General features: G+C 33.1%; 7 protein-coding genes. All 7 read right to left on the bottom strand.

Annotation, left to right across the window (positions count from 1 at the left end; all coding sequences use genetic code 11):
• Position 1: 1 nt before the first annotated feature.
• Positions 2-244, bottom strand: a complete 243-nt coding sequence (locus LWE_RS02180) for an ATP synthase subunit c family protein (protein ID WP_003721714.1) — start codon at positions 242-244, stop codon at positions 2-4.
• Between the two features lie 56 nt (positions 245-300).
• Entirely contained in the window at positions 301-2,757 is a 2,457-nt protein-coding gene (locus LWE_RS02175; protein ID WP_011701270.1) for a hypothetical protein, read from the bottom strand.
• Positions 2,754-8,705 carry a hypothetical protein gene (locus LWE_RS02170; protein WP_011701269.1) on the bottom strand — a complete coding sequence of 1,984 codons (5,952 nt, stop codon included), beginning with the start codon at positions 8,703-8,705 and terminating at the stop codon, positions 2,754-2,756. Before LWE_RS02170 ends, LWE_RS02175 begins: the two co-directional genes overlap by 4 nt.
• A 132-nt stretch (positions 8,706-8,837) precedes the next feature.
• Positions 8,838-9,473: a cyclic nucleotide-binding domain-containing protein gene (locus LWE_RS02165; RefSeq protein WP_011701268.1), complete on the bottom strand. Its 636-nt coding sequence runs from the start codon at positions 9,471-9,473 to the stop codon at positions 8,838-8,840.
• A gap of 522 nt (positions 9,474-9,995) precedes the next feature.
• Positions 9,996-12,095 carry a WG repeat-containing protein gene (locus LWE_RS02160; RefSeq protein ID WP_158308214.1) on the bottom strand — a complete coding sequence of 700 codons (2,100 nt, stop codon included), beginning with the start codon at positions 12,093-12,095 and terminating at the stop codon, positions 9,996-9,998.
• Positions 12,096-12,131: 36 nt separating this feature from the next.
• Positions 12,132-12,614: a DUF1307 domain-containing protein gene (locus LWE_RS02155; protein WP_011701266.1), complete on the bottom strand. Its 483-nt coding sequence runs from the start codon at positions 12,612-12,614 to the stop codon at positions 12,132-12,134.
• 531 nt (positions 12,615-13,145) lie between these two features.
• Positions 13,146-13,853 (bottom strand): HEAT repeat domain-containing protein, encoded by a 708-nt coding sequence (locus LWE_RS02150; protein WP_011701264.1) that lies wholly within the window; start codon positions 13,851-13,853, stop codon positions 13,146-13,148.
• Positions 13,854-13,862 lie beyond the last annotated feature (9 nt).

Below are 13,862 nucleotides of genomic sequence, written 5' to 3'. Positions count from 1 at the left end.
ATCATATAAACGGATTAACCCAAAGCAAGATGACTGCGATTGCCAGTGCAAAAAGCATCAATGCAACAATCATTAGAAGTCCCAAAAAGAGACCTCCCATGACTTCTTTTTTTGCATTTGGGTTTTTTCCGATAATTTCTGTTGCTCTACTAACTGCAATCCCTTGTCCAATTGCAGCTCCTAAAGTCGCAAGCCCAATTGCCAGTGCCGCGCCAATTACGCTACATGCAACTACTAAATCCATTATTATTTCCTACCTTCTGTATGAGTTTGTTTTTCTGTGAATGTCTGTGTTTCTTATTACTCTTGGTAAACATAAAGCTGTAATATACCATTAGCGTCATATACAGCAATACGATAATCAAAGCTTTCTTTAGCTAATTTCGAAATTGTTTCTGTATGCTTTATCTGACCATTTTCATCAGTTGCAATCTTTTGAGTTGTCCATGTGCTCCAGTTGTCTTCTGTACCAACAGCTCTTCTCTCAAACGCTAACTGATAAGTTTCACCAGTTTTACGCTGCATAGAAAATGTCATATCATAAGTAGCATTTTGAGGTGCTAAAACATCTTCTACTTTTGTAGTAATGCTATTGGTATTCTTTGTTTCTTGTCCTGCAACAGTATTTGAATCAACTTCTTCTGTTTGTTTCGCATTATCTTCTTCTGCTTGTTTTGTATTAGATTCTTCCGCTTGTTTCGTATTATTCTCTTCCGTTTGGAACGGTGTTAAATTAATAGTTAACGTAGCATTCTTGTTGTACTGGATATCTTGCTTCACTGGATACTCAAACGTTTTGCTTTCTTTTGTTTCATTGTTTGTAGTTTCCAGTACTAGTTTAGCTTCCATATTCAGTGATTCATCTTTTGTAACTGGTACTAAACGGATATTTCCTTTTTCTTGGTTGACAACTTGATAATCAACTTTTGTTTGATCATTTTCGTCTTTCAACTCAATTGTTGCTTGATTTAAAGTGTAATCAGCCGAGCTCCATTCATATTGAACTTGTAACACTTTATCAGCGGACTGACTTGCTTTTAGACTTTTTAGTACCGTAGCTTGCATGGTGTAATAATTCTCTGAACTGTTTAGCTCAATAGTTTCACCATTCTTCATATCAATCACTATTTGGAAATGATATGCCGTACTTGGGTCTAGCCCTGTCACATTGATTAGTTCTCCATTACCGTTTATAAGATTTGCGCTAGCATTCATATAGAAGGAATCACCATTCGCTTTTGTAACTTTAACTCTAGCTCGTTTCACATTATCGATTTGAGCATCTAGTGCTACATTAAGTTTCATTGTTGTACTTGTAACACTTTGCATTTGATAAATAGCTGAAACGCTTTGAGTTGTAAAGGAATCACTTTGTATTTTGACTTCTTGGATACCTTTATCTGTACCTAAATCATATTGATATGTGAATTCAAGATGATATTTACCATTAGGTGAAAGATCTGTTAATAATGCTTCTGTATCTACTGCTGAAACATATTGAGTATTAACTGTCTTACCTGTTTTTTCATCTACAGCACTGATTTTTGTTACACCAATTAAAGTATTATTTGGATCAGCATAACTGTAACTAACTTTAGTACTAGTAACATTTGGAGAAATATAACCTATTCTTAAAACAGGGATATTTCGTTCTAGTTTTTCATTTAACTCATCCAATTTACGTAATACTGCTTCGTAATCATCAATTTTATCTAAATCTTCTTGCGTAGCAGTTCCGTTTGTATTTCCTTTGGAGCCACTATTTTTGTTTCCTGAAGTATTATTTGTACCTGCTTCAGTAGAACCTTTGCCAACATTTAAATCATCACCATATTTTTTGGTTGCATTCAGTCCGCTAGATTTTTCTCCTGATGTTTTATTGCTATCATTTTCTGATTCGTTATCTTTACTTGCTACTTTATTATCTTTTGCATCGTTGGATTCATTTGACCCGTTTGCTTCTTTTGTTTCATTGTTCTTTTCAGCTTCTTTTTCAGCTAATTCTTTTTGTTTCTCTTCTTCTTTTTTCTTTTCTGCTTCTTTTTTGTCTTTTTGCTCGTCTTCTTTCACAACAAGTTTTTCGTTATCGGTCCCGCCAAAACTAGCTAGGTCGATTTTCCGATCACCAATTGTATAAATTTCGCTACTCGCATCAAGTACAGTATCGTCATTAATTTTTAAGGTCATGTGCCCTAAATAACGACTTTTTTTCTTGTTTTCGTAAATCGTTACACTACCAGTTTTGTCAATTAGTAGTAACGGTTTAGAAACTTCTTTAATTTTTTCTCCACCTAAATACAATGTTGCATCAGCATTTAAGAAATATTGTCGATTGGCTAGCTTAACGACACTTTTTTCGTTAATTTCCGATTTATTATACTGGTAAGTCGAGCCTTTTGATTCGTAGACTTTATTTTCTTTTAGCTTGCTGCTAACTCCATTTGTATCAATTACTGGCACGTTTTCTGTAAACATTAATGCCTTTTTGTCTAAATAGAGAATGGCACTTTTCATAATTTGATTTCGTGTATCTTCTTTATCGTTCTTTGCAATCAATTGATCATTATTCCAACTGCGATAAAGGGTGTTTCCTTTTTGAAATTGCAATGTTTCTTGTTCATTATTTAAAACAACACCATTATCAGGGAGGGAGACAAGATCAAATCTTGCCTCCTTATAAGAACCCCATAAGATTACAGCGATGATGATTAATGGAACAGCTGCAACGATTATGCCTATTTTCCATGTAGGTTTCATTTACTTGCCTCCAGTTCAATAATCCCGAAAGTTTCCCCTGATTTCTTGTCTTTAACTACTACTTTTGAATCTTGATAATCTTCATTAATTTTTACACCCTTATCTAAATCTTCTTTTTGGATGTCGAGCGTTTCTGTAAAGTCTTTGCCAAACCATGACTGAACTGTTTGCCAAGCTGTTAATTCTTTTGGCTCAACGGTAACTGTCATTTCTGTTTTAGCATCAGCAGTATTGTCACTCATTAATGTGAAATTATCCTTTTGGATAACAGCTTTTAGATTATTTTCATCATTATTACCTTGATAAAGTGCAACTGGTTCTTTGTCTTGATTATAGACAGTTAACGAGTAGTCACTAGTTGGCTCCATTGATAATGACACAGTCTCATCAATATCTTCTGCTGCAACTTTTTTCGTATCCATTACATCGCCAACTTCATCTTTTAATTCATAAGTGTAGTTGCCTTCTTGTTTAAGCTCTTCTTTTGTTACATCTAATTGAGCTTTTAGGGTATCATCTGTAGTTTGAACATTCTTGAATGATTTTAGCATTACAGAAACATTATCTTGGAGCGTAATAAAGTTGGATGTTTTTGTAAATGTTCTAATTTCATTTGTTGGTGTTCGATAAGTGATAATCATTTTACCTAAGAAGTTTTGTCCTTTTTTCATTCCTGAAATGTTAAAGCCTTGTGCTACAGTTGCTGGATAAGAGCTTGGTAATGTGATGTTTTTAGAATCAACTAATTCTTCATGCTCATTGTTGCCACCGTAATCGATTAATTCATACATTTCCAATTTAATATTTTCAATTGTTGTCGATCCAGGTCTAACTTCTTTAGCTTGTAATTTAAGTTCTTTAGCCGCTGCATCGAGTTGAATGGTTAATGAATTGGATGTAACATACTCGTCATCTGTGGTGAAGTTGAAATTAGTTCCCCATGGTCTTACTCCGCCACCATCAAGATTGTCATAACTTGTACTAATTGATAGTGTGTATCCTGTTGCTGGCTCCAAATCAGTAAATGTATTGATCCAGCTTACTGTAGTACCACCTGTAAATGTTCCTTTTTTCACTTCCGTGCCTGTTGCTGTGTTTTTTAGCACATATTGGAAGTTTTTGTTTGCGCCACCTGTTAGATAACTGTCTGGGTCATTATAAGAGAATTTCAATGTCGCATCTCTTGTAGAAACATTTTCTAATGTGATAGGTGCTGAAACAGATCTTGGTGGAGCGATATAAATTGATTTTGCATCACTCAAGAAACTTGGTGCTTTATCCAAACTTGTTTTCATATAAGCGGCAATAACATACGTTTTACCAGAAACATAATTTTGTTTTCCAGAACCGTTATATAAAGCAAAACTTGGTTGTTTAGATAAACTATTGAAAGTAGCATTTGGCGTTTTACTTCCTAGTTCTTGTTCAAGTGCAGCTAAATCGTTCAAATTAGAAGTAACTGTTGCGGCATCATATAAACGATACTCAATGTCTGTTAATACATTACTTTCATCAGTGAAATCAACAGCACTATAGATAGTTCGATAACCGGCAGCAGCGTTCCACGAATACTTGGTTGAATTCATTGTTGGTAAGCTTTTCTCTGTAGTAATCGTTTCTGTTTGATACACTTTATCTTTTTCGCCACTTCCGTCTAACAAGTCATATTTACCTTCTAATTTAACGACATAAGTTGTATCTGGTAAAAGGTCTACCACTGACATATCACGTGTTGGTAAACCATCAACTCTTACAGAATTAATGAGTTTTTCACCATCAGCGTCATAAACATTTACATACAATTCATTATCGTTTCCATCTTTGGTTGTTGTATGATCTTTATCTTCACCAACCACGTCTACTTTTACTCGTTTATCATAAACATTCATGTTCTCCATTGAAATATTAGGTATTTCTAGAGCTTTTGTAGTAAGTGCAGTTGAAACTTGGTCTACTTTTTCTTGCGTAGAATAAAGGTCAATTTTTGATCCATCAGCTTCTTCTGTAACAAGTCCTACAGCAAAGTTAATATATCGCCCGTTTAGTTGCGTTACATAACTACCATCTTCTTGTCGTACTAAATTAAAGGAATCTGCTGTTTCACTATTACTAATCATTATCCCATTACGATATGCAAGGTATTTACCTGTACGAATATTTTTAAATGTAACACCAGAAATGTTACCTTCTTCATCAGTTCCATCTTTAGTCATTTTGAAAATATCGGCACGGTTTACATTTGCATTAGTACCTGTTACACCGTTAGATGAACTAACAAATGAACTACCATTATTTATGGAAAGATAATATTGGCCACTTAAGTTTTGATTATCCATTTTGTTTTCTAGATAATTCATTTTCATATCAAGCGTAAGTTGATAAGAATTATTAAACCAGATATTACCAAATGGTAATTCGAGTGATTGAGCAGTGAATTGTTCATTACCAGATTTCAATGCAAAATAATCTGATTCTGTACTTGAAGAATCTCTCAAATCGTAACTTGTTTTCATTACAGTACTTTTTGCTACTGCATCTGGTTTTGGTGCAATTACCATGGAACGTCCAGATGAATCCATCGAAATTCCAGCATCTATTTTTGGTGTGCTTGTATTAATAGAAGCTAATTTTTTCGTCATGAACGTATCTGTTACTGGAGTACTGTCAATTGAAATAACGTATTTTCCAGTTGTTTCAATAGTTGTTCCACTATCTGAAACAGGCAATGTTACTGTATTTTTACCAGCATGAAGCTGTACAGTCCCGCCACTTGTGCTTGTTGCTTCAAGTGTGCCAGGTATTAGTGCCTCTTCTCCGTCGCTTACATAAATATTCATTTTTACTTCATCAGAAGAACGACTTAGAATTTCATACTCAACACTTGGTTTTTCTTTCTTAATCTGAATTGTATCTGAACTGATTTCAATATGATGATCTTCATAATTATCATTCCAAACTACATCTGCCTTAATGACATAATCGTAACCACGGCCTAATAATTTGTTAGTCAAATCGAAGTACACATATTTTTCAAAATCAGTTGCTGTTGAAACTTCTTGCATAACAAGCGGTGTATCTAAATCATCTGTTTTGTATATGCTATAAGTTATCGAGCTAACACCATTGTATTTATCAACCATTGGTGAATCAGTTGCTTCGATACCAGCTAAACCGCCTAGTTTTTTCTCTGTATCTTTATAATCTGTTAATACTTTATCTGTTACTGGTTCTTCTTTTCTAGTTTTGAAAACAAATTGCCCTTCAACTGGAACTGGATTCATTCCGCTGTCAAAGCCGTCTTCTACTTTTATTAAATATTCTTTATTAGTACTTAAATCATCGAAAAGATATTTCTTCCCATTTACACTCATTAATTCTTCAAAATCACCTTGAAGTGGAATTGTTTTAATTAATGTGTTTGTTTTCTTTTCATAAATATTTAAGTTAGCTTCATTTAACTTGATTGCTGCTTCTGAGAATTTCACAATAACTTCTGCTTTCTCAGTTGTGACAGAATCTAGTACGTAAGTTGCGTTTACTTTTGAAACTTCTGTCGTTTGGAAAACACCAGATTTCCCAATAATTTGATCTACCATAATCCCTGCGCCATCATCTAAATTATAGGAAGCAGTCATGACGACAACATAATATTCTTCACTTTCTAATCCATCAAATTCTAGTAAGTTGTTAATATCTGCTTTGTTCTTGATATCAACAGTAGCAACTGGGTTACCTGTATAAATCCCTTGTGCGTCAGACTTGTAAAGTTTAAATGTCGGATTCGTTAGATTGTCATAAAGAACTGTATTATCCGCATCGAATACCTCGTAATTAATGGATAATTTATCTTGCTCTGCTTCTTTTAACGAGAATTGTACGGTTGGTTTTGCTTTTTTCCCAACGATTACACTATTCGATGGTGGTGTAGCAAATGTAAAGTCAGATTGACCATTATTACCAGAAATATAAGCAACAAAGACATAATTACCATCACTCATATCTACTGTTCGTCCAACTTTAACAGCTGTTTTCTTTTGGCTCGCTTCTACAACTGAATAAGCATATTCCTTCGCTTTGTCACCATTTTCTTTATAATCGTCTTCTAAATATGCTACATAACGAATACTTGTAATGGAGTTATCTGCATCCACTAAATTATTAGGCGAAACAATAAATTCACCTTTTTCAGTGCTATAAGCAAGATTTAGTCCTTCAATAGTTGGTTTTGCTTTTAGTGTAGAAGAGATGAAATACCAGCCTTCATCTGTTACATCTTTACCATCAACAATTAATTTGTCCATTTCAATAATGTATTCTTTACTACTACTCAATGAATCAAAGTTCACTTCAATTTTTCCATTTTTAGTTAATTTATCCGCGTCTACTTTAACTTTTTGAGAAGTTGTTACATTACTATTGTTTTCTTTAACTGTTAGAACCAATTCATCAATATGACCATAAAGTTCAGTAGCAGTGATTTCTGCTTTAATATAATCTTCACCGCGTTCAGTTACTTTTGGTGTTAATACAACTGGTTTTGCTTTAACTGTTTGGCGGAAGAAAATAGTTTCTTGGCTTTTATCACTTGCTGATTTATAACTTCCTTGTACAACAACTTGATAAGTTTCACCGTATTTTAAGTTTTTAAACTCAAAATTTTGATTTTCTTCTTTTGATTGAAGCGCTACTTTTTTCACGATATTGTTATTGCTATCATAAAGAACAGCTTCTAAAGATTCTAGTCGTTTGGAAGTATCTGTTAATGTTAATTTGGCAGAAGCTGTTTGACCTTTAACACTTAGATCAACATCCACAATGGGAACTTGGAATGAATTCATACTTTCTGCTTCATTTAATTTCTTAATAATTTCATTTGCTTTATCAACATCTTCTTTACTCTGATTTCCATTTGAATTCTTATCATTTGAAGTTCCATCAGATTTGTTGCCATTACTTTCCTTATTACTTCCTGATCCTGTTCCATCACCTGAATTTGATCCGTTTCCAGTTTCTTTGTCAGATCCATTTGTAGATCCATTACCAGATGTTGTTCCAGTTTCATCTTTTTTGTTTGTTTTTGTATCACTATCTTTTGAATCTTTATTTTGATTTGATTCATTGTTTTTTTGTGCATTGTCTTTTGCTTCTTGTTCTTTCAGTTTTTCTGCTTCTTTCTCTTTTTCTTTCTCTGCTTCTTTCGCTTCTTTTTCTAACTCAGCTTTAGAAGGGCTCAAGTTCCTTTTTTGAGCAGTATCATCAATTTCAACTTTAATTGAACGGATATCGATATCTTTTTCTTTACCTGTTTTACTAATTAGCATTTCTTTTTGTAAATCGAAACGATATTGATTATTTTCCATTTCAATATAAGCATCGTCGCTTCCTAGTTCTTCTAACGTCTTATCTCCCATCAATTGAACTTTTCCATTTTTATCAATAGAAACAATAACATTTTTGGGTAATTTTTTATTTAAGCCATTTTTGTTCTTTAAATAAGAATTATCTAGAATAATATAACGTCCTTCAGCAAGTTTCACGACGGTACCTTTTGGTAATTGAGCAATTGTTTTGTCTTCATCGTTTTTTGCTTTGTACGTACCTTTATTTTCGATTACAGATGTTTTGGAAGGCATTTCGATTAAATCAGTTGCGCTTTTGATGGCAACGCTTTTTCCTAAGAATTGAATTTTTCCATCCTTTAGAAATAACACTCTTGCAAGGTTGATTGGTTTAACCTCTTTGCCGTCTGTAATTGTTTTTTCATTATTAATCCATGTGTCATTATATTTAGCCTCTGTTGAAAAGTTAACTACCTTCCCTTTTGGACTATACGTAAAACCTGATGTTTCAATAGCATAAGCATCGTCTCTCATTAGAAAAAAAGCTGATACAATTGCACTAACAGCAAGTAACGAGACTACCATTATAACTAAAATATTTTTCTTCAAGTTCTAATTCCACCTCTTTTTTTGTTTTGAATTGTGTGTGCTTGGAAAAGTACTTGATTTTGTTTTTTCAAGACTTGTACCATAAAAATTACTGCTTAACTTGCTAATTTCTCAAATTGTTTTTGAGATTTTTTATTCATAATATTCGAGTTTCATATTCCTTCCTAAGAGTTTCCAAGGAGTGGATTGGATATCTAGCATTCCTTTGTTTTGCAGTTCATGTACAATAGAAGATATTGTGGAAATAGAACAATTTGCTAATTTTGCTAAAATGTTCATCTGCAACCATACTGGAAAGGCAGTCATATCATTATTTGAAAAATTGTTTTCTAATAGAAAATTAAGTGTAGAAACAATTTTGTTTTTTGGATTCTCAGTTGCTAAAAATACTTGTCTTTTTAAATCTTGTTCGTTTTTTTCTGCGATTTGCAAGAAAAAATCAGATAATATTTGGTCTTCCTCTAGTTTCCTAAAGACTACATCTGCACTTATACAACAAATTTCTGATGTCTCGAAAGCTTTGAGTTGAATAGATTTTCTTGTTGGAAAAAACAAGCTTTTTTGAAAGAAACATCGCGCAATGCCACTCTTCTTCCCATCATTCTCTTCAAATAGCGCACCGCTTTTCACTAATAAAATATGTTTGCGATCCAATGTCACGCTTTCCCAAGTTTCTACTTTTCTAGATACATAAGAAAAATTATTAAGTAGATAAGCATATATAATGGCGTCTTTTTTCATGTACTCGTAGTATTCAATATATTTCATCTGCTTAATCATCCTTTCTAAAACTCTTCCACAAACTTAATTATCGTAGAAACGACGATAAATTTGTATGTGCATTTACAACGATTTTACGTGAATTTAGTATATACTCGTCATTTTTCCGTAACATTTTTCATCTTATAAATCATAAAATGCCAGTAAACCGTTGATATCACTTAGTTATGAAAATTGTCGAGCTTCCTAATCACCCTCTGAATTTATACCTTTCAGATAAGGAAAAAGGCTTAAAATTATACAATTCGCATACAAACCATTAAATATCTTTACTAAAATGCCGAAATAAGTATTATTATTGAATTTTAGCTCTAAATCTTCTATATAAAGGGAAAAAGTTCCTAAAAATCAACTTGACTCTCATACTTTCACTAGCTCAAATAGAATTAATCGTCAATGAAAATAGCTACTACATGATAAAAACCCCTATAATAAGGGGTTTTCATTATTGTTACTTTTAAAAATACAAATTTGCTTGTATTTGTGAAAACTTTGTGACTCTCATTTAATTTACATCACTATAATTGTTTCTAAAAAAGCATTCCAGGATTCTCCATACGTCTGATTCGCCTTTTCAATAATGGCTGTACCATATTCTTCCGTATCTTCATTTATATTAATGGGTGCTATATTTTTCGATAATAGCCATTCTATATAGTTCTCAAAATAGGAAGACTCCTCATCATTCGCATCTTTGAAGTAAATAATTAGCTCTCCATCATCAGGCTGCGTTCCCATTGGCTCTGCATCCACTGATAGTAATTGTAAAAATTCATTCAAATTACTACAAACAAGATCTAATTCACCTTCTGTACCAATAAAGACTATCGGATTGTTTTCAACTGGTTGATTTTCATCTACAATAAAATAATAATATTCTGCCCCAGTTCCATCTGCATTGGCCAAGTAAAGTAGTTTTTTTGAAATAGCTTCATAATCTTTACTGAAAAAGCCTAAAAAACTTTCAACATCTTCTTTTTTGTAATCCCAAATAATTACGCCCTTACTAAAAGGTGAATCTGCGTTGCCGCGAGTTGGCATTTTCCATGTCCAGCCTTTAGCTAATAGTTCTTTCCAAATCGCTGGAATTGTTTTATCACGATAAATTTCTTGTAAATTTTTATAAATATTATTAGCTTTAGCTGTTGGAATATCCTCAATAATTTCTTTTAAGTCTGCAATTACAACTTTATTCCCATGGATATCTACACCATATTTATTACCAGTTTTAAAATAATACGTATCACTGGGTTCGTGATGGATTAAGAAATCTGCGCGATGTGGATATTCACGAATAGCAGAAAATTGCGAATTGAAATCTGGCCTTTTATCTTGAATCTGATAATCAAATTCGTCAATGAACAACCATTCTACACTATCGTAAAAATACATTTTATCAAAAGCCATTTGTGGGAAAAAGCCACAAGAATATCGGGTTTCATTTGTTTTATGATTGGTTAATTTTTTGCGGTAACCAAAATAGCCTTTTTTCTTTTTCGCGATAATTCCTTGTAAACCAATCAAGTACATCTCATCGCCTATTAGTCCTTGCGCATAACCAGGAGCTATAAATCCAGCATGGTCAAACTTAAAATCTGTAACAGGTGTACCTTCTTCATTGATAAAGCCCCATAAACCATCTTTTTTCACAAAAGCTAAACCGTTCCAAAAGCAATATACTGCGCTCTCGTATAGCGGTTCAACAATCACAGTTCCTTCTGAGTTAATATAACCATATAAACCATTCTCAAATAAAAATCGTATTGGATCATATATGTCTATAATATCTCCAGGTTTTTCAATCGGACCAAGGATTCCGTCAGGGTCTCGCATTTGTACTTTACCATCAACATAAGTTGCGGTATATTCCGTACCTTTGCTATCAATATATCCCCAATCAAATAAATAGCTATTCTCTTTATAGTTTTGATAAAATTTGGCAATACCATTTTTAAATTCGGTTAAATGATGATACTTGGGCTTTGAAATCCAATTTCCATCTGTATCAATTAACCCGTAACAATTTACATATGTCCCGTATTCTTCACGCGGGATTTTGTCTAAAGAAACTGCCCGAATAACTTTTTCAGAAACAAGTACACGCTTCTTTCTACCATCAGTATAGTTATGATCAATTCGACCAAATTGAGGTACTATCAAAACACCATCTGGTCTTAAAAAACCATCCCGACGATCAATTCCAGACCGTCCTACATTATATTCTGCTGTCATTACTCGGTAGCCATCTGCTGTAATATCGCCAATTGCTTTATAATATGAGTTATTTAAGATTGTTCCTAGTTCATCAATAAAACATAGTACTAGATTCGTATAGGAATCTTTTTTATTATAGATCAAAGCGTTACCTGTTACTGGTTCTTCATGTTCACTCACATAACATTTTGATTCAATGAACTTTCTGTCAATCTCTCCAACAGCGTATCCATAGTCATAAGGTCTTAGTTCATGATAAACAAATGGGGTGATTTGTGTCCCATCTTCTTTAAAAATAGCCCATAATGACGTATCTTCTATAGTGCGTTCCAAAAAGAAAAAACCATTATTTCCATCTACACAAGTTTCATGAGGTATATTAGCTAATTTGTTCATTTCCATGAAGTCTCCCTTATTAAAGGATTTTTAAAACTATTTTTTAGTAAAACCTTGTGCTTCAAATTGTTCTACCGTGTCTTTATAGCTCACATTTTTTGGATCGGTTGTTCCGACTAGTAAAGAACCAACCGCATCTTTATCTGCTTTGTATAAATCAACAGACATATTGAGTTCCATGCCATCATCCGTAAATTTCGTTTCAAGCGATGTCCCTTTACCATCTTTATAACCTTTATACTGCGAAGTTACTTGTTCTTCTAGTTGTTTTTTCGTCGCGTCGTCTACTTTTACGCCTTCTTCTAAGCCAAGATAATCAAGTGGGTACACCATTTTTTGGTCTACTTTTCTTACATTATCACCTACATGTGAAAAAGTAGCTTCTAATTGGGCACCTTGTAAATCAGCCACATACGTATCTTTTTCCATTTTTTCATCACTCGCAGCTTGATCATTTCCACAAGCCGTTACTAAGAGTGCCATTAATAAAATCCCTACTAAACTTAACAATTTTTTCATGTTCTTATGAATCTCCTTTGTTTATTATTTTATTAGAGTAAAAAAAATTATTGACCAGTAGTCAACTCTCGCTCACCCTAATAGCTTTAACTTTTTTACTATACCATGTGAAAAAATGGCAAATTACTATAAATAAAACATTAAATAATGGATTTTTTTAGTATACAACTTAAAATCGTCACAATTTTGCCATAAAATGAGAGGTTATAGAAAAAGAGACGACAAATTTGTCGTCTCTTGAGAGTGGAGCAAGGTGAAATTAATGGCTTTATAATCGCCTTTTAAAAGTCCGGTACATTTCTTATATCCCTTTTATCTCATTTAAAAAGTTTTCGGCTTTCTCATCCTGTGTAATTTCAACAATTTGTTTAATCATACGGTTGAATTCTTTCGTATCCATATAAATAGCCTCTATTTCTTCAAAATAAAAGTTGTATTTTGAAGGATTAGAAAATATTTGTGTCGGTAAATTTTTTTAAATTGATAAGTTTTTTTATTCGCTTTTCAACTTCAGCTCCCGTTAAATTTTGCTTAAAATCTATCATCCTCATTCAGCCCTTCTAAAACTGCATCTGCTTTTTCTTTGATAGAAATTGGAATATCCCGTTTTAAAAGATTTTCGATATGTACTATGATATTTTCTTTATTTACTTGGTCGACACAGTTTTCTAAAATATCCAAGCTTCTAATCACCGTCAAATGATTATTGTCCTCTAGTAAATCAAGGAGACTTAACAGCATTTCATCTTGACCAAGAAAATAGAGCGCATAATAAATACCTACTTTTGCATAAGAATCCGTTTCTCTGTTTAACTGTTCTTGCAGTATCGCTTTCGCTTCAGCAGTTCCTACAAAACCGATTGATTCAGCAGCAAAGCAACGTATATTAGGGTCGTTATCGCCCAATGCCTTCTTTAAATACGGGAGACTTTCTACTTTAGCCAAATTCCCTAAAATTTCTATGGAGAACATTTGAACTAAATCATCGTCATCCGTTGTCCCTATGAGGGCTGCTTGAAAAACTGCTTCGCTATCAAAATAATATAAATACTCGTAGGCAAATATGCGAGTATTCTCATCGCCGTTATTTATGCTAGCTAGTAAGATGTTCTCCAATTCTAGTGGTGCCTCTTCAAGATTTAACTCACTTATCAAATTTTCTGCCTTCTCATAATCAAAAGGTTTTTGCTGGATAATAGTTTTAATTTCATTGAGAATTTTTTTCGTTTTTTTTAGCATATACTCATA

The organism is Listeria welshimeri serovar 6b str. SLCC5334 (genome assembly GCF_000060285.1).
In the GTDB taxonomy this organism is placed as follows: Bacteria; Bacillota; Bacilli; order Lactobacillales; family Listeriaceae; genus Listeria; species Listeria welshimeri.
The sequence above is the reverse complement of the archived record's forward strand: the minus strand, read 5'-3'. Positions and strand labels throughout refer to the sequence as shown.